The sequence below is a fragment of the Stieleria tagensis genome (assembly GCF_024129865.1).
Lineage (GTDB): Bacteria > Planctomycetota > Planctomycetia > Pirellulales > Pirellulaceae > Stieleria > Stieleria tagensis.
This window is the reverse complement of sequence record NZ_JAMYFE010000083.1, coordinates 36354-55128: the sequence shown is the minus strand read 5'-3', so window position 1 is coordinate 55128 and position 18775 is coordinate 36354. Positions and strand designations below refer to the sequence as shown.

At 55.6% G+C, this 18775-nt stretch carries 7 protein-coding genes, 1 tRNA gene and 1 pseudogene; 4 read left to right on the top strand and 5 right to left on the bottom strand.

Going from position 1 to position 18775, the window contains the following annotated elements; all coding sequences use genetic code 11:
- Nucleotides 1–139: 139 nt before the first annotated feature.
- Nucleotides 140–1045, bottom strand: coding sequence for a polysaccharide biosynthesis/export family protein (locus NHH03_RS19660; RefSeq protein ID WP_253158815.1), 906 nt, complete (start codon nucleotides 1043–1045; stop codon nucleotides 140–142).
- Nucleotides 1046–1061: 16 nt separating this feature from the next.
- On the bottom strand, nucleotides 1062–4853 hold the full coding sequence (locus NHH03_RS19655; RefSeq protein WP_253158813.1) for an AsmA-like C-terminal region-containing protein: 3792 nt from the start codon (nucleotides 4851–4853) through the stop codon (nucleotides 1062–1064).
- A 474-nt stretch (nucleotides 4854–5327) separates the two neighbouring features.
- On the opposite strand from NHH03_RS19655, the gene NHH03_RS19650 reads away from it, so the two are divergent.
- Nucleotides 5328–5401, top strand: a tRNA-Met gene (locus NHH03_RS19650).
- A 119-nt stretch (nucleotides 5402–5520) separates the two neighbouring features.
- On the opposite strand, the gene NHH03_RS19645 is transcribed toward NHH03_RS19650, so the two are convergent.
- A complete protein-coding gene (locus tag NHH03_RS19645) occupies nucleotides 5521–5838 on the bottom strand; it encodes a tyrosine-type recombinase/integrase (RefSeq protein WP_253158823.1) in 318 nt (105 codons plus the stop codon).
- Nucleotides 5839–5945: 107 nt separating this feature from the next.
- Here NHH03_RS19645 and NHH03_RS19640 point away from each other — a divergent pair, with 107 nt between their 5' ends.
- The 3 genes from NHH03_RS19640 (at nucleotide 5946) to NHH03_RS19630 (ending at nucleotide 13132) form a co-directional block, all read left to right on the top strand.
- Nucleotides 5946–6131 (top strand): hypothetical protein, encoded by a 186-nt coding sequence (locus NHH03_RS19640; protein ID WP_253158812.1) that lies wholly within the window; start codon nucleotides 5946–5948, stop codon nucleotides 6129–6131.
- Between the two features lie 318 nt (nucleotides 6132–6449).
- Complete coding sequence (locus NHH03_RS19635) at nucleotides 6450–11612, top strand: protein kinase domain-containing protein (protein WP_253158809.1); 5163 nt, start codon at nucleotides 6450–6452, stop codon at nucleotides 11610–11612.
- Between the two features lie 68 nt (nucleotides 11613–11680).
- On the top strand, nucleotides 11681–13132 hold the full coding sequence (locus tag NHH03_RS19630; RefSeq protein WP_253158807.1) for an outer membrane protein assembly factor BamB family protein: 1452 nt from the start codon (nucleotides 11681–11683) through the stop codon (nucleotides 13130–13132).
- Between the two features lie 3630 nt (nucleotides 13133–16762).
- On the opposite strand, the pseudogene NHH03_RS28420 reads toward NHH03_RS19630, so the two are convergent.
- Nucleotides 16763–17455 (bottom strand): annotated as a pseudogene (locus tag NHH03_RS28420) (ATP-binding protein); the annotation flags it as partial.
- Nucleotides 17452–18765, bottom strand: coding sequence for a metallophosphoesterase family protein (locus NHH03_RS19620; protein WP_253158803.1), 1314 nt, complete (start codon nucleotides 18763–18765; stop codon nucleotides 17452–17454). The pseudogene NHH03_RS28420 and the gene NHH03_RS19620, both read right to left, overlap by 4 nt.
- Nucleotides 18766–18775 lie beyond the last annotated feature (10 nt).

The window sequence follows — 18775 nt, the reverse complement described above, 5'->3', positions numbered from 1 at the left end:
GTAACCCGAAGCGTGAGCGAGGGATCCCGTTAACACCCTAAATCCCTCGCTCGCGCTTCGGGTTACCATCAAAGCGCTGGCTTCAAAACCCACGCTTCGGGTTAGGAAGATCATTGCCCCACTTAAAAACACGGCCTTATCATTTTGTCGTGTACTCACGACAATGGGGGCAACTCTTTTCGTTCTTCCAAGCGACGCTCTGCTTCACGTCTTCCCACAAAGATAAACTCGGCACATAGATGCGATCGCCGGGCATCAGTTGGTAGTTCGTCGACACGTCACCGAGTTGCAAGATTTGCTGATAACAGACCGGCAAGATCTTGCGGGGATGCCCATCTGCCTGCGGACGCGTCAAGATGATTTTGTGGTCGTTGCAGCGATCCGAAAGTCCGCCCGCAGCGATCAGCGCATCGAGCACTGTTTCGTGACCCACCAATGGATAGGATCCTGGCGCGTTGACTTCGCCCATCACGTAAAACAATGCGCTTTCCTTGTTCACCAACCGCACGGTGACTCCATAGTCAGGTGTTTCCGTTTCGAGGGCGGGCACTCCCAAGCCTCCGCTGCGATGCGAAGCCAATTCCATTCGTGTCTGCTGCTTTTCGATTTCTTGTTTGGTCACCACGGACTGCACCTGCTCTTGGATTTCCTCCGGCGACAGACCGGAAACCAACAAACGTCCATAGGAACCCAGTTCAATCGTGCCGTCTTGTTGAACGGTTTGATCCGAAGAGAGCCGCACGGGGGAATTGAAGTCGTTGGGTTCGATCACCAGAACGTCACCAGCCTCGACACGGTGCGGCGGCAGCGTCAGTTTGGCGAGTTCCGTCGGCATGTTTTTTCCATGACCGCTTCGTTGCCTTAACTCACCTGCGTAAGACAGCAACGAATGGCCACCGGCCGAGACAGGTAGCCCCATCGAGGCCGCGGTTTTGCAACCGGAACTTGGCAGCAACAGTGCCATCCCTAACAGCAGCGTCGCCGCAACGCGAACGATAGCTTTGGGGCCATACAAGTCATATGCGGCTTGATTCAGAAAACGCATTTCAACATCCTGTTCGTTAGCGTCGTTGTGTATTTGTTTTGGAGTTGGCTAGACCGCTGACGGTCGAACCGAAACTGTTTGTCAGAAAGAAACGGACGGCGTCCTGGCTCAGCTGTTTGCCAGGTTGCAATCGCAGCGTTGGCCGATCGGCGGTGCCACCGACGTGAACTCGGACCACTCGATCTTTTAGCAACTCGTTGGCTTTGACGACCAAGGCGACCGGCGCCGGTGCGGCCAGCATTAGCGGAGAATCCAACAGGGACACCAACTGATCGGCTGGACTCTCAGACTCCGTGCTGGCGACAACGTCCAAGTCCAATCGGCCTTCCATGGTTGCGGTGCCCGACACCATCACTTGCACATTGCTTTGATGCACTGCCAACTCATCCAGATAAACCAGTCCACTACCGATTCTGCCTCGCACGATCCCGCCGTCTTGTCCTCGCCCTGGAACCGGCGGTGAAAGTGTCACCATTTTTGGTAGCTGATTCAGAATTGGAATTTCCAGGGCCTGAATATTTTTCATCTCAAACGCATAGTCACCGACCAACTGCTTTGTGGTGCGAGCACGCTTGGCACGCAGGCTGGCTTCGCCATCAACAATCCCCGATCCGACAGAACCGCTGCGCATCAGTTTCGCCAAATCGACTTTTTCGACATGAACGGCTGTGTTCATTGTCAAACTATTGGCATAGTTGCCTTCGGTAGCGACCCTCACGTTGCCTCCGCCGGTCGCAACCACGCCAGATCGGCATTGCCATCTCGCGATTTTCGAATTCGGCGTGAAAGACCAGGTGACTGGAAACCTCGCCTGGCGGACAGCGACTCCAGCGGCCACGACATTGTCGGCCGTAATGTCGACCGCCCCGGTGATAATCGGTCCGATTCGACCTCGCAATGAAACCGTGCCGGTGCCAGAGACATCTTGAACACCCAATGGTGATGCCAACCGGCGAAGGTTCACCCGCTTGGCAGCAACGTCAAAGTGACCAGTGGGGATCGATTCCAGACGGACCAACGCGGTACCAGACAGCATCCCGTCAGCCAATCGGCCGCGAATGCCATTGACCTCCAAACGATCGGGCATCAACGTCATGTCCACAGTGATCCGCTCTGATAGACCGGCGTTTCGCAGTCGCAAATCTTCCACGGCACCCGAGGCAACACACAAATGACGACCGTCCCACGCTGCTTGATCTCGCGAGCATTCCGCGGACAGCGTTCCACCGATGGTCATCGCTTCTCGTGGCAGCCCCAATGAATCGACCAGCTCGTGGATCGACAGACCGGCCAACTTGAATTGTCCTGTCACCGGGACGGTGGATAGCGGTCGGTTCGGGGTGGCAAAATGATTCGTCAGCTGAGGAATCGATCCATCAAAGACAACATCAAAATGCCCATCGGCAATCCGTCCTTCGCTTTGCACCGCCAACTCACCGCCGGCTACTGTGACCTTTGCCACTCCAATTTCAATCGGCAATCGCTGAACCGACACCTGGCGACTCTCCAGCCAGGCTTCACCGGACAACTCTTGCAAACTGGCCAACGATGTCAATCGACAACCGCCTTGCAGAGTTCCGGTTGATGGAACAGGTTGGCCCGACATAGCAACCAGCCGAGGAACTTGAATACCGGCAAATTTTCCTTCCAATTGAGTCCGGGTCCAATCCAAATCTCGCATCCGTGCCGTGATTTGATATTGTCCCCCGAGAAACTCCTCTGACGCAGACGACAAAAGCAATCCACTCAGATCTGCATCCCAATTCAGGCGGGCATTCCCAATCGCAGCGTTTGCATAAACCGCTCGTTCCAAACGGGCCACTCCCGATGCTTTTACGACCGGACCGGTACCGTCGAGTGACTGCAGAATAGCAAACTTTCCGTCAACGCTCGCCAGTCCGCTTAACGGCAGCGGCGTGGACGAAAATCGAGACGCGACGTCACCAAGATCTTTTAACTGCAATCGTTCAACGCTGACATTTCCGTCCAGTGAAATGGCGGTGCCGATCGCTCCGGATGCATCCACGGTACACAGACTGTCCCGCCAAGTAAGAACCAACGGATCCATTTCCAAACCGCCCGCCTTTAGCCTGGCTTGCCACTCAATGTCCTGCAACGTTTCGCCCAAGGCGGCTAGCTCTATTGCTTGCAGGCGAACGTCGACGCTCCAATCCGCAGGATTTTGTAACGATGCGATACCGCACTCGGCCTGTGCCTGGACCAAAATCTCGCCCTGCGGGTCCAACTGCGCAGCTCCGATCCGACTCACGATTGCCCGCGAAGGTTTCAAGGCCAGCTGAACGCGTGACGACAAGCGTCCTTTGCCGAGCAGCGAAGCCTCCAACGTTGGACTGACCGTTGCGATAGCAGAACGCTCTGCATCGCGAATCACAATCTCGCTGACGGAAACTTCAGCCAGCCCCGACTTCAATTTTGCGATGACGGTCGTGTCGTCGACAGTCAATTCGGAACACTCGATCCCTTGAATTTGCAGATTCAAGTGTCCCGCGTAGGTGGCAGGATCGTTGATGGATCCAAGTGGGATCTCAAATTGACTCAGCGACGCGATCGATCCGTGGGCAGGTGGCAATCCCAGCAGGTCGGCCAAGGGTGTCAGATCAAAGGGTTGGCTGTTGATCTGTCCGTTGACGACCCCCTGCAACGAATTCGGTTGGTCCGGCACGAGACGTCCGCTGGCCGAAACCAATGAATCGATATCTGGCAATGCAATCTTGTCGTATTCATTCTGTGTTGCCCGGCTTGTAATACGACCATCAAAATCGATGCCGCCATCGGTCATTGCGCATTGAATCGATGCAGAGGCTTGCAAGCGACTGTCGAACTGCTCTAACTCAGGGGCGAGGCGTGCCACAGAGTGAAGATGCAAATCCGCAAGTTCGGCGTGCATGGAAACGGTTGGGCGATCAGCGATCAAATTCGCAGTGACATTCACTGCACAGCGTCCACGCAATGGGTCGGCTTTCGCTGCAACGATCAACTCGTCGGTATCGTAAGTGGCTGAGACAGAGACGTGTTCACATAGCGTCTTCAATCGCTCGGAATAGATGCCGTGTACATCGCCCTGGAATTGAAAGGAATGCGCAAGTGGATTCAATTCGTTAGCCGGATGCGTTCCCTCCAACGTGAACCCCATCTCCGCTGAGATTCGCTCGGCGGCCAAGTCCGCCGGCACAAGCGGCAGGCGGGCCAGTTCCGTGGTATCGATCTTCATGCCGGCGAGCGAAAGACGACTGCTGCCGCCCAAAGTCTTGGCGTCAAGACTACACCGCACATCGATTCTGGCGCCTAGCAAGTCTGGCACGACAGCGTTCGCTTCAATGTTTGCGCCGACGTCCGCACGCATTTCAACTCTGTCGACTTTCCAGTCTTGGCGCCCGAATTGGTGGACGACCAGCCCAGCGTCAATCACTCTGATTTGCTGCAACGGTAAATTGAATTCGCCCGTCGATTCAGTTTGGCTACCTTGCGGGAATTGCGAAAGCAATTTGCCATCAGCATCCAATCGGACATGAATCAGCGGCTTTTCGACCTCGATTCGTTCCAGCCAGATGCCGCGGCGCAGCCCCATCAACAAATTTGGAACGACACTCATTCGTTCCACCAACAGTTGCTGTTGGTTGGCCATTGCCGGTTCGAACAACTTGATTTGGCGGACACTGATCTGCGACCAACCGATGCTGACGCTTCCGATCTCAACGCGTGCCCCTATCACCCGTGATGCGATGTGAACCGCAGCAACTCGGGTGATCGAGTTGCGTGCCAGGATGCCGACGGTCAATGCCAGCATGAACAGCACCGTCAGACGACGAATGGCCCTCAGACACCGCTGGCGCAAGGTTTTCGCTGATCCGTCTCGATTGATTCTCAGAAACAATGGCTTGCCGATTCGGTGAAATCGCACCCCCTGGAGCAGGCTTAGATCCTTCGGGGGATTCCAGACAAGTGCTAAAGATCTCTTGGAAGTACACCATTTTGCACTGGGGCTGAAAGAGCGAACCACGCGTGAATTTGTGGTTCAAATTGACGTCACCACTCGACTGGAAACAGCTGACACCTCGTTATAGCCAGCGCGTTAAAAAAGCCCGTCCAGCGTGATGTCGCGGCGTGCTGTTGAAGAGCATTTTTTCGGTCATTCTGGCGCAAGCCAGTGAACCTAAGCAAAACGAGATTCCACCCTCTCTAGGTGCCTTTGCGAGCCGGCGTTGATTCGCTAAAGTTGTCGCTTCGCCAAGCCGATTCCAAGCGAGTCGACACAGTTTCAGGCGGCATAGCTCAGCTGGTTAGAGCAGCGGAATCATAATCCGCGTGTCGGGGGTTCGAGTCCCTCTGCCGCTACTGCGTAAAACACGGAAAAATCGTGTTTTACATCGCAATTCGCCGGGTCAAATGTGACTCGGTGTTTTTTTTGGTAGTGCACCACGGTCCGGCGTGGCGCTACACGGCGCCGAAAACGACTACCCGCAGAAGTTCTCGCGGCCCATTCGGTGAATTGCATCGGATTTGGAAGCGGGAAAAAGGTGGCCGTAGGTGTCGATCGTCAGAGTGATCGATGAATGCCGCATGATCGTCTGAATCGTTTTGGGGTTTTCTCCTTGGGTCGCTAGCCACGCGCCGCAGGTGTGGCGGAGGGCGTGAAAGTCGAGCCGGTGGCCCTCGTGGTCGACAGCGACTAGAAAATCGCGTATCTCTCGCTTGGTTCGTGCTTTTCCTGTTGTGCCGCCTGGATTCGAGCTGGATATTTGCTGGACGATGGATCGCACATCCAGGTGCATGGGAGTGCTGACCAGAACCGCAGAGAACACGAAAACGGCGGTGCGTAACATTGGGTTGCAGCAGCGGCAAACTGCCAGCGAATGAGATCGAATGGCTTTCCAAGCGGATGAAAGCTTTCGCCGCATTCCCGTCGGTGGTAGCGGACCAATCCGCCGCGCCCAATTATACGGTCAAACGGGAGCTGGTGATCGAGTTTTTGCAAAGCCTGCGAGATCGTAAAATGGAGGCTTGGCGGCGATTGCAGGCGGCTCGGGCAATCGAGACCTACCAAGGCAGCGTTCTGCGAGCCTGAATGCATTCGCCGGATGCGAGCAACGATGCGACGGCTGCACCATCCCAAAAGCACGGAAGACAGCTACGTCGGTCAGCTCAAAAAATTATCTTGTTAACGTTCCTTCTGCTTGGGATCTTTGGCAAGGTCCATTACGGCTCACCCGCGAACAGTGCGGACGAACGCATGTGTCGACGGCGCGGGGGGCTGAATTGTCGGAAATGAAACTGTGGGTGTGCGTCAATCCGCTGGCAATCGCAGTCAAAACTGGTATCACAATAGGCTGGTTTCATCCCCCGCCGTACGATCTGCGCATTCATTGATGTGCCTTGTTTGCTGATGACGCAACCACCACCCGTTGAATATCAGCCTGGAATGGAAGTCGTTCCCGGATACACCTTGATCTCGCCATTGGGCAGCGGGATGGCGGGAGACGTCTGGCAGGCTCAGGCCGCAGGCGGGATTAAAGTCGCACTCAAAATTGTTCGCTCACTGTCGGTCCTCGGTGGCAGGAAAGAACTCAAAGCTCTGAAAACGATTCGTGATGTCCATCATCCGAATCTGTGCCCCGTCTTCGGTTTCTGGACCATGGATGCCGATGGTCGTGTCTTGGCCGATGGCGAAACCGAGCAATTGACTGTCGATTCGATTGATGCCGCACCACCTGCTGCCGGCACCCCCGCCGGTGCGATCGGCGGCACAATGGCGATCAGTGCAAACGATCCCCAGCCAATCCCGCAGCAGCAGTCGACCGAATCGGAAAAGCCCAAGATTTCGGCAGAGCAATTGATCGTTGTGATGGGCTTGGGTGATTGCACCTTGCACGATCGACTGAACGCGGTGCGTGCCGAATCGGGTTTGACCCCGGATGACAACGTCGCGGCGGGATTGGATGCGGTGGAAACGATCCGCTACCTACGCGCCAGCGCCAGTGCGATTGATTTGCTTAACCGAGAACACCAGATCTACCACTGCGATATCAAGCCACAGAATATTTTGCTGGTCGGTGGCGAAGCCCAGGTTTGCGATTTTGGATTGGCAAAACGCATCGAAGGCGACATGCGTGAAACACAACAAGCGTTCGCAACGCCGGCGTATGCGCCGCCAGAGGTGCTGAAACACGAAGGCTACAGCCGTCAGGGCGACCAGTACTCGTTGGCGGTCACCTACTACGAACTAAGAACTGGGTTGCTGCCGTTTGACATCACGTCGCATGCCAGCATGTTGTCGGCCAAGTCGACTGAGAAACTGAATCTAGACGACTTGCAACCGGCCGAACGCAAGGTGATGCAAAAAGCGTTGCGACGCGAGCCGGATCAACGCTTTGCATCGTGTACCGAATTCATCAATGCACTGGCCCTGGCGTCCGGAGTCGACCAGCGCGGCGGCATTACGGTCGGCAGAATGATTGCTGCGGTTGCACTCTTGTTGGTCGTCGCGGGATTGGGCGTGGGAGTGTGGAGGTCGATCGCGCCGGAATCGTTCAACGAAGTGTTCTTTCCCAGTGAGATTCGGATCGCGGACAAACTTGACCAAGCCCGAGCCAGTTTTCAAAGCACCGAAGCCGAGAATTTTCAAGGCTCACAGATTCTCCTGCTCGGCATCATGGATCAAGCTGCGGACGTGTTGGGGAAATCGACCGGCGAAACCAGTCAGTCCGCTGAAACGCTGTTTGCTGATGCGGCGCTTCGATTACTGGACCGATTTCATTTGACGCTTGGCGAAACGGAGTCACGTCCCGGTGGCAAGTTGTCTGCGGACGATCGCGACAAGCTGCAGAACTGTCTGACGCAGTGCCAGCCTGATCAGCCCGATCCCCAGACTGCGATTCCGTCCGGTTTGCAGCACTGGGCAGAATCTGAGGCACCAGCGATGCACTCAAAATACGTGAGATTTCTGGCGCTGTACCACGCCGCGGCGATTCGGTTGGCGCTGCTCGATGGAACCAGCTCCAGTGCAGATCATGTTGCCGCGCTACGCCGACTGGTGGACGATCCAAGGTTGGACCTCGGTCCTGCCAGCGGACTCAATTCGACCTTTGCGACTTTGTTGCCCGTCTTGGCGACCAGCCAGCCCGACCAGTTTCAGAAGTGGACTGCTACACACTGGTTACAGGAAACTCGTCTGGATGACTTGATTCGTGCCGAACAGCGTGTCACCAAGCAAGACGATCTGAATCAAAGCCTGCCCACCGTCTATGCAAATCGTTGGGCTTCGATCCGAGAGGCATTCATACTCGCGGTGGAACCATCGATCACTCGCCGCGACGATTCAGCTGACAAGATTGGTCAGGCAACCATGCGGCGTGTTTTAGACCAATTTCCGGATCTGCAGCTTGAAAAGCAGATCGCAGACCTACGCGCAAGCGCCGAAGGCCAACACTATGACGAAACCGACCGTCTACTCCAAGGATTTGATCGCACCCAGGGACTAAGTCCGCAGCAAACGGAAATGGTCGGGATCGTGCGTCTGTTGGCCGAGCAACGAAATGCCGTCGATGGACTCGATCGATTGCAACAGGCACTCGATGCTCGGCAAATTGATGTCGCAAAACTGAACGCGATGAGATTGCGCGACACACTGTCGAGCTACCTAAGATTTGTGGCCGACCAGGCAGTCGCAAAGACGCAGCGCAGTGCGGTCCGCGAAGACGATGGGTCCCAGGTCAATGCAATGACTCAATTGCATGCTGCTCAGGCAATTGCCAACGCGATCAACGTCGCAGTCCCAGCGGAATTTTTTGCAGCTGCAGTGATTTCCGGTCTACAGAGTCAAACGGATCCGAATCAATTGACCGAACTGTGTCTGGCACTCAATGACGATCAGCAGTTTGCTCCGTTGGGAGCGGCAGTGCGGGTTGAGCAGCAGATACGATCGAGCGTGCCTGATGATTTTCAGATTCGTGCGGCTGCCAAAGTACTTCAGTCGCCGAGTGCGACATTGCTAGACAAGGTGGCGGCGTCATATGCCGATTTCTTGTCCGCTTGCTGTGCGGCTTTGCTGAGACAGGACCTCGGACCAGCGGGCATGGCGTTGCGTTCTCAGCCGAGTGAGTTGATCGGTTCGCTGGGACAGGAACGAATTCAAATCGGCATGAACCTGATGGTTCGCCGCGCCGTGATTGAATCAGCCGTGACCGATGACAACATCGTTGACAGTCGCTATTCCGATAGCGACTCGGGCACCGATTCAGCGCGGCGGGCCAAGCAGTACTTGGATCTGGCGCAGTTCCTGGCGGATCAATCTGATGTGGGGGTGACCGCCGAACTCAGTCATGAGTTATTTCTCTGGTCTGTGGCGGCAAACTCAGACCAACTGGACACGGTTTCGCTGCCCGATGCTCTGAAACAGCAGCTCACGTCATCCGACTCGATCGCACAATTACCTAACCAATTGTTGATGGGTTTGGTCTCGGTCGGGTTGCAGAAATTCCAACCGAGTGATGATCCCAAGTCGGCCGACACGATTGCTTCACAATGGTTGATCGGTCCCGCGACGGAGCTCGTCAATCGCTTTGGCCGACAGCAATTTGGGCCTGGAACGGGGGGCTCCCGTGATAAGAACACGCTGATCCAACGTGTGATCTGTCCAACGGTTCGACAGGTTGTGGCTCCGCAAATGAAATTCGATGATCTCAACGGATTGCCAAAACTTGTTCAGCCGACTCCCGTTGATTCACAAGAATTGATTGCGTTTTGTCAGTCGGCGGCGCCGGCGTACAGCGACCCGTTGGTAGCTGCGGAGTATCAGGATCGAGAATTATTGCATCGGCATTGTATGGCTGTAGGCACGCTTGCTGCGTCCAATAGCCGCGCCGAGCCGGCCGAGCGATTGGCCAATCGGTTGTTGGTCATTGAGTCGGCATTACAGATCGACGGCATCACGGGCGAACTGATTCTGCGTCTGGCTGACAGCGTGGAATCCGTCGGCGCCGACCAGGCAACCATCGGGAATTATCGACAACGAGCGTGGGATCGATTGGCGATGTCGCACTCCGATCCGGATCGCAGGTCGCAGGATTTGTCGAAAGCTTACGAATCGACATTGCCCGCCATCGAATCGCTGCAAAGCGAATCGGAACTTGATCAAACAGCATCAAAGCAACTGTATCAATTACTGGGTGAATCCGCAGCGATGGGAGTGCGTTATGCGTTCACACTACGCAGTCCCGATGCCAAACGAACGATCTTGCTGGCGTCGTTGCAGCGGATTGAATCCGCGTTGTCGATTTACAACGATCGGTGGAAAGACACGCTGCGTTTCACATTGGGGACAGCCTATTTGACCAAAGGCAATGTCTGTGAGGACCTGGCATTTTATGCGTCACCGGGGTCGGATTCGCAAGCGCAGTCGGATCGAAAAAAATACTTTGAGATCGCGACCGCAGCGTTTGAAAAGGCGTTGCAGAAAAATCCTAGTGACTTCAAAGCTCGCTATTCATTAGCACGCTGCTTGTTTCGAGATGCAATCCAGCGACCGGAGGATCAGCAAGATCGCCTTTTAAGTCGCGCTGACGATGCACTCGGAGATGCACCACAAGCGGAAGTGGATTTTCAAACCCATCTCAAATCGGAGGTGGTGGAATGGTACGTTTGGAAGATGAAGGTGGATTCGGAACGCAGAAACACCGCCGGCTTGCTGGGACTCGCAGAAGCGGCCAGTCCGTTCGTGCAAGACGAATCGTTGGCGATCGAGTTGCGTAGTAGTTTGGCGCGTGAATGCAGCGTGGGATTTGGATTGAACCGTCGCTGGGACAAAGCGGTGCAGTGTTTGCAAATCTTGGACGATCAAGGACCGATCGAAGAAGTGCTTGCGCGGCTGGGGACGCTGTCGGATATCGGATGGCGAAATCTGTCATCGGATCCGGATGTGTTTACCAATGTGCTTCGGACGTTGGACCAGACGGTTCGTCGTGGTACGAAGGTCGGTGACGATGAATCCGCCTACAACCTTGCCGAGACCGCTTCGCGAGCACTGCGCGAACTGGTGGTCGGTGTCGCCACCGGTCGCGATGGACGTCAGACACAATGTTTGACCGTGGACTTGTCACGTGGCGTGCGGGCCTACGCCGAAATCATCGATCCACAGTCCGGTGGCGACTATGCGATCCTGGCAGGACATTTCAGCGAGGGCGAAGTTGCGGCACGCGAACGGACTGCGAAAATGATGTTCCTATTTGCCGCCGATCTCGCAGCGTTTTTGGAAACCCAGCCCGAGATCCGTGACTACGTCCAGCAGAACTGTTATCTGATCGTGTTCTATGCCCTGCTGTATTGGGAGAATCAGGTCCTGCAGTCTGACGGTGACGCGCAGCCGGATAAAGTTCAGCAAATGTTGGCGATCAAACAGGAATGGGGTGAGCAGTTGACTGCGGAGCGCAGTTCGGGGCTGTTGTTCTGTTTGCAGCGATTTCAAAGCGTCGTCGACCGCGAAGGCGAAAGCGGGCTGCAACAGCGGGTCGCCGGTGCGATCGCATTGGTCAACGCATTGTCGCCACGGTAGTGGCAGCGGCATCAGATGTTAAACTGGCGATTCGAGATTCCCACCGATCGCAGTTGAAATCTATTTACATGACCACCTTTCCCGCCGTACGAAGCCGTTATCCGTTGATTGCCAGCCTGCTGTGTCTGTGTCACCTGGTGGCTTGTAATGCACAGACGGATTCTGACAGCCCGCGTGTATCAACCAGTCAGCAGGACTCCGCCGACCAATCGGTCAACGCAGCCGACCGGCCAAACCTGCCGCCAGTTAAAACCGCTGCTGGTGGGTCGGATTGGCCGCGCCTGTTGGGGAAGGACTTTGATGGTGTGGCACCGGTCGAAGGAATGCAATTGGATTGGTCGGTCCAGCCCCAGGTCGCTTGGGAGTTGCCGGTCGGCGACGGGTACGGACTGGGTGCTGTTGCCGATGGCGTCTACTATCAGTTTGACGCTTCCCGCGATGGCGGCCAGATGGTCGAGCGACTGCGAGCGCTGAAGATTGAAAACGCGGAACCCATTTGGTCGGTCAATCGCCCTTTGAATTATCGGGACATGTATGGCTATGAATCGGGACCACGCGGCACACCCGCGATCCAGGGCGATTCGATCGTGACCTTTGGAGTGAGCGGCGAATTGTGCTGTCGTGCTGTGCAGAACGGTGAACTGCGTTGGAGCGTTGACACGCGTTTGAAGTACGGCGTGGTGCAAAATTTCTTTGGTGTCGCCGCATCACCGCTGATTTGGAATGACCGGGTGATCGTTCCGGTCGGTGGTAGCCCTGCGGAGGATCAAAAGATCGCGCCAGGGCGACTCGACCGTGTGATATCTAACGGGTCGGCAGTGGTTGCCTTTGACCTGCATAACGGTCAGGAACTGTGGCGGTGTGGCCAGGATCTGGCGAGTTACAGCAGCCCGCGGACGATGCAAATCGGATCACAGACAATTGTCTTGCAGTTTGCCCGTGACCACTTGTTGGCAATTGACCCTGAACACGGCAAAGTGTTGTGGAAGCAACCACATCGCGCAGACATCGTCGAAAGCGTGAATGCCATCCTGCCGATTGTTGATGCGGACCGAATTTTCATTAGCGAGTGCTATCAAGTCGGCAGTTTGTTGTTGAAAGCGACACCGACCGACAGTGAAATTGTTTGGCAAGATCCGCCTCAGAATCGCCGCGAACAATCGATGCGTTGCCATTGGTCCACGCCGCTCTTGATCGACGGGTTTTTGTACGGTTGCAGTGGACGCAACAATCCGGACAGTGATTTTCGCTGTGTGGAATTCGCGACGGGAAAAGTCCGCTGGGTCGATGAGAGACGGATTCGCACTTCGGTCACGCGCGTGGCAGACAAAGTCATTGTTTGGGATGAAATTGGCAGAATGCAGATCATTCGCCCCAATCCAGAGCGTTTGGATGTTGTCGCCGAATACGATTTCACGGATCTTGTCTCATCACCGTGTTGGGCCGCACCCATCGTTGTTGGCAATCGAATGTTGATCCGGGGCGATGAGAAAGTCGTCTGCTTGGCGATCGCGGATTGAATCGGCAATCAAGACCGCTGACAGGCAAGTTCAATCCAGGGGTTTCACCTCTGGCTAACGAATGACATCGCTCCGCGATTGAGAGTTGGCGGGGAACACGGGTGATTGAGTCGCGGAGCGACGGGAGTCGATAGCCTGGTGGCGTCAGCCCCAGGCCTTGATTGTCAAAGAACATCAAGGAGCCCCGGAGGGGCGGTAGAGAATGTCGTCGCTCCGCGACTGCGCGGTAGGTCGTCGCTCAATCCAGGGGTTTCACCCCTGGCTAACGAATGACATCGCTCCGCGATTGAGAGCTGGCGGGGAACGCGGGTGATTGAGAGCCGGCGGGGAACACGGGTGATTGAGAGCTGGTGGGGAACGCGGGTGATTGAGTCGCGGAGCGACGGGAGTCGATAGCCTGGTGGCGTCAGCCCCAGGCCTTGATTGTTAAAGAACATCAAGGAGCCCCGGAGGGGCGGTAGAGAATGTCGTCGCTCCGCGACTGCGCGGTAGGTCGTTGCTCAATCCAGGGGTTTCACCCCTGGCTAACGAATGACATCGCTCCGCGATTGAGAGCCGGCGGGGAACACGGGTGATTGAGAGCCGGCGGGGAACACGGGTGATTGAGAGCTGGTGGGGAACGCGGGTGATTGAGAGCCGGCGGGGAACACGCGTGATTGAGAGCTGGTGGGGAACACGGGTGATTGAGTTGCGGAGCGACGGGAGTTGATAGCCTGATGGCGTCAGCCCCAGGCCTTGATCTGATCTGTCCGTTCATTCTGAGAGTCGGTGCAGATGACAATTGCCTTCACCGAGCTCCGATTGCGCGAGATCGACCAAGTGCTGGTGGTGGGTGAACAGGATGACCTGCGTCCTTTCGGACAGGCTTGAGAAACGTTTCATCGCTGCAATCGCGCGGTCGTCATCCAATTGGATCAAGCAGTCATCAATGACAACGGGAATCGGAACACCCGCTGACAACTGATGTTCCAGTGATGCCAAACGCATTGCTAAATACAATGCATCGGCCGTCCCCAGACTCATCGTATCCACTGCGACCAACGATTCCTCCCCCGAATCGGTACGTTCAACGCCGTACAGTCGCGATCGCCCTCGGTCGTCGAATTCAGGCTTCAAACCGATGTAGCGGCCGCAGGTCAGGTCCTCGAATGCTTTGCAAGCGATGGCCAACACCGGGCTTTCATTTTCGCTGCGGTAATGTTCAATCGCACGTTGCAAGATCATCGCAGCGATCCGCAGTTTGGCATATTGCTGTGATTCGCGTTCGATCCGTCCGGTCAACAGCTGCAGGGATTGATTCAATTCAGCAGCGCGATCGCCGCCGTCGATCCGTGACAGCTCTTTCTTCAGGCCCCCGACTTCCTGCTGAATCGCTTCGCGCTGTTGGTTTAGATCCGCAATCTGGCGTTCCAAGTCTTGGATCTCTGCGGCCAGTTCACCTGGATCGTGGGACTGGGCTTCCGCGGCAAACGATTCGATCGACGTTTTTCCGGCGATCAATGCGAGTTGTGTCTCGGCATTGCGCATCGCCTCCATCGCGGCACGTTTTTGCGTGGACGCTTCTTCTAGCTCCGGCAATTGCTCGGCTGACTGCACCCCGGCTTCGCGACAGAGTTCGGTTAGTGTGCCGATTGCCCGCTGCAGTCGCTCGTTGGCCTGATTCAATTTGGCATTTCGATCGTCAAAATCGCTGACCAGTCGTTTGCGCTGATTAAGCGCAGTGGTTGCGTCTTGCAACGTCTGGTGCAACAGCTGAGCCACTTGAGCACTGGTTAGCGCCGGTGGTGATTGCAAGCCGACCAAATCGGCCACCACAGCGACTCGCTGGGCAAAGCTTTCGTTATCGTTGTCGATTGATCGAATGCGTCCCAACACGATGTCTCGTTCTCGTTTTTCCTGGAACATCTCCTGGATCTTCGAAATTCGCTCGCCGATCACATTTGGCGGGTCATGACGTCCGCCGGCAAAAGACTGCGTTGTTTGTTTCCATTGGGTGTCCCATTCTTTGCGTAGCTGGACATTTGATTGATGTTCCGCCTGGGCGCTAGGCAATGCTGTTTGAGTTTCTAAACGTCGGCGTTTCAAGTCGGCCAATTCGACCGCTGCTTGGTTGATCTGTGTCCGCAGGCTGGACGCGGCGTCATACAGTGATTCCAGACCCATCGTGTCAAAATCGAGTGTCTGAGCGGGAGCATCAGCGGTTCGCGCTGCCCAGGCCATTTGAACGGCAGATTTCAATCGCGAGGTTGCGCGATCGACTTTGGTTTCGGCTGCCTTGCGGTTGTTTTCGGCTTGTTGAAGTGCGGCGTGTTGATTGACCAACAATTCATGGCTGCTGATCCAGCGACGCATCTCGCGCACACTGCCGCTGATGACGCCACGGGATTGCCAGATCTGTTGCCAATCGGTATCGGCCTGGTCGATTAACGCCTGGGCTAGGGCAACGGATTCATCGGACAACTGAATTTCTCGTTCAAGTTGTTGCAGCTCTTTTACAGCGGCATCGCGTTTAGCGACCTGTTGCTGGTGTTTCCGAATGGTATCGACCACGTCATCTGAATCGCGGATCGACGTTCGAACGGAATGGACGTGGGCGCGGACTTGGACTGCGTCATCGGCCGCGGAATCGACTTGTTCCACCCATTGGTCTCGAGTTGTCCTGGACTGAGCAAGTTGTTGTTCGGTCGGCAATGGTCCGTCGGCTTGCAATTGATTCAATTCGTCGCGGAGCTGTTGCTGACGCGTGAGCCGTTTCTGGTGCTCTTGTTTGGCAGACTTCAGTTCACTTGTCAGCCGATTTTGTGTGTCATCGTGCCGGTCGATTTCATCGGAGGTCGGCAATCGCAGTGCGATCGCGGTCGGCATGTCCATTGCGTCAACATTGAGTTCCGCAAACAGACGTTCGCATTCGGCGTGCAATTGTTGGCAGGTTGCCAACTGTTGCTCGGCCGGTTCCAGGAGCGCGGCCGGGGCACCGACGTCAGCGATCACCGAGTCGAGCTGTTTGCAGTCCCCAATATCGGACGTTTGTTCCAGTTCACGCTCTAAATCGGCCAGTTGGGTCTGCAGTGTCTGGACCTTTTTATCGCTGATTCGCTCTTGTTGTCGCAGCGCTTGGTAGTTTGCCGTCAGCTCACTCACCAACATACGTGTCGCGTCGCTGACATGCAGACCGGCGATCAGCCTGTCGATCTGTTGTTGTTGGCTGTCATCTGCAGCATTGTGATCAGCATTGCCATCTGGAATTTCAATCTCCAAATCACGGAGCAATTCTTGTAAATGCCGATTGTGGTTCTGAACCACTCGGCGCAGTCCGTGTTGATCATTTGACGCCGCTTGACGTGCGGCGATGGCTTGAAACAACCCAACGATTTCCTGTTGGTGCTCGATAGCATTGGAACCAGTGGGCGTTTGGTCGATCTGGTCTTGAATCGACTTCAATTCCTGGCTCAGCTCGTCGACCTGGCGTTGCGAATTGATCCGATCGGTGGTTGCTTCACGGCGTCTTGCCGTGAAATCAGCATCCAACGTTGGTACGCCTTCAAATTCTGCGACACGTTGTTTCTCTCGCAGCCAAACGGGGACGATCGGAATTGCGTTTTGATGCGCACGGCGTTTTTCGAGTTGCGATTGCAGCTGCGCCAGCTTTGCTGACTGCTCGGTCGATCGTTGCTCGGCTTCACTCAATTGGGTTCGTAGCGACCGGTATTCTGTCGGCAACGTTTGCAGGTCACGAAGGGCGGTTCTTTTTTCATCGAGTTCCTTCAGATAAACGTTGATGGCCTTTTTGCCGCGTTCCAGGAACAGCTCTTTGCTTTCCTCGTCCAATTTGGCTTGGATCGCTTTCAGACGGCCAACACCGGCACCGGCAGCGAACAGGATTTCACCCAGTTCGCCTTTGCTGTCCAAGACCGCTTGCCCGCCTTCGACCAATTGATCATGTGACAATCCGAATCGATGGTGAAAGGCGCTTTCGTCGACGCCGCCCAACAACTGTTGCAAAACAGCTTCGTCGATCGGCGTTTTGTCGTCCGCGGCATGCAGCTTGGTTTTCCCGTTTTTGCGTCGAATCACGGTCAGTGGCTGGCCGTTCTGGTCAATCAACGTCGCACCGATCCTTAGCTTGGCGTTGCCGTGTCGATAGTTGTCGGTGGTGCGAGTGGGGATGCCGTAAAACAGCGAGCTAATCGCGCGCAGGCAGGTGGATTTGCCAGACTCGTTCGGACCATAGACGATATGGAATCGTCGCGGGCCGGCTGACAGATCGAGTGTCTGGTCACTGAATCGACCAAATGCTTTGAGGTTCAATTGTTGGATGATCATCGCAGTGCCTCCGTGCTTTCGTCGTCGAACTCGTCTTCCTGCAGGCGACCGAAGACGTCGGCTGCGGCGGATTCGATCAATCCGTTGATCCACTCCGGATCCGAAAAAGGAAACGCGGTTTGATCATCGCTTTTGAGTTCCTTTGGCAATTTTTTTTGCAACCCGCTCAGTTCACTTTCCAAGATTTTTGCGAGTGCCTCGTCGTCGCGCAATTCCGCAAGGACTTGATTCAGACTTTCCAGCGGGCCGTCCAGATTCAATGGCGTCGAGCGAGCTTTCGGCATCGAGGTCCGAATTTTGATGTCCTCCAACCAGGCCAGATCCGCTCCGGACGCCACACTGATCGCTTGCAGATCGGATCGAATGGCCATTTCGTGGCGATGCAACGCAGCATGCAGTTTTGACCGGCCGACCAATCGGACGCGGGCAACGACTAACCGGTCGTCACTGGTTTCGATGGTGTCGGCCAGCCACTGTTGGTAGGCGTCACTGATTTCATCACGGTGGGCCATCTCGCTGACATCCAGTAAACACTGGTGCCAGCGGATCACATCGAGGGGGTGAAAGGCGTACTGACATTGATTTTTTTCATCGATCTCGATGATCACACATCCCTTGGGGCCCTGTTCACGAATATGTCGACCCTGAAGATTGCCGCTGAACACGATCGGCGGTCCGCCTGGGATTGCGTGATCGCGGCGCGAATGAATGTGGCCGAGCGCCCAATAGTCGTAATGTTTGTCGGTCAGTTGCGCCGGGCTGCAGGGGGCATAATGGGCATGCGACGTTTCTCCTTCCAATCCCGTGTGCAACAGCCCAATGTTGAACATCCCCGCAGCCGAATCTGGATACTTGGCCGCCAGATTGCCACGTTCGGCGCGGGTGCGAAACGATTGGCCGTGAACCGCGATACCCAAGTCTTCCAAGAACCGTGACTCGGGTTTTCCAGTTGCCAGAAAGATCTCGCTGCCGTCCGGATTTTTCGGCAGCGGCAACGACGACGTCATTTGATTGGCGGCATCATGGTTGCCGCGGATCACCAGCAATGGGATCCCAGCTTGAACCAATCGGGCGGCTTCAGCAACGAATGCCAATCCGGTGTTTTGATCGGTCCAGTCGCCGTCGTAAAGGTCGCCGGCGATCACCACTAGATCGACCTGTTGATCGATCGCCAACAGGGTCATGTTTTCCAGCGCGCGGCGTGTTGCACCGCGAATCTTCTGTGCCGGTGCGTTGTCGTATTGGTCCAGTTTTTGGAGCGGGCTGTCCAAATGAATGTCAGCCGCATGCAGTACTTTTCGGATGGCCAAGGTGTCAAAC